1 protein-coding gene is annotated in these 535 nt (G+C 48.4%); it reads right to left on the minus strand.

The features are described from left to right. Positions 1–535, minus strand: a 535-nt coding sequence (gene rarD / locus R7Z49_RS27205; protein ID WP_318112780.1) for an EamA family transporter RarD, incomplete at both ends; no start/stop codon positions are given.

The following is a 535-nucleotide window of genomic DNA, read 5'->3' on the forward strand; positions in this document are numbered from 1 at the left end:
TTTCAATCATGTTTGCCGTTGGTGAGCTGGCAAGAAACAGAAGATAAACGGCGGCAGCGGGTAAGAAGAGTAGCGTTTCGACGAACAAACCCGTTTGAGCATCCACCGCGACTTTCTTACGTAGCAAACCGTAAAAACCAAAGCTCATCGCCAACGCCATCGCTACAATTGGCACCGAACCAAAGACGATCAACTGCACCAAAACGCCGCATCCTGCCAATACCACAGCAAACCATTGCAGCTTACGTAGTCGTTCGCCCAAGAACACCATACCGAGCAACACGTTAATCAGCGGGTTGATGTAATAGCCTAAGCTGGCATCCAGCATGTGATTGGAGTTAACCGCCCAAATGAAGATCAGCCAGTTGCCACCAATCAATACCGAACTGGAAAGCAAATACGCGATTTTCTTTTTATCTGTGGCGATGTGATAAACCGAGCGCCAGTGACGGCCAAAATGAAGAAGTGCGGCAAGCAAAAAGAAAGACCAAATCACTCGGTGGCTTAGGATCTCGAGAGGAGACACTTGTGCTAT

Origin of the sequence: Vibrio sp. 1562 (assembly GCF_033340155.1) — a bacterium.
GTDB classification, from domain to species: Bacteria; Pseudomonadota; Gammaproteobacteria; order Enterobacterales; family Vibrionaceae; genus Vibrio; species Vibrio alginolyticus.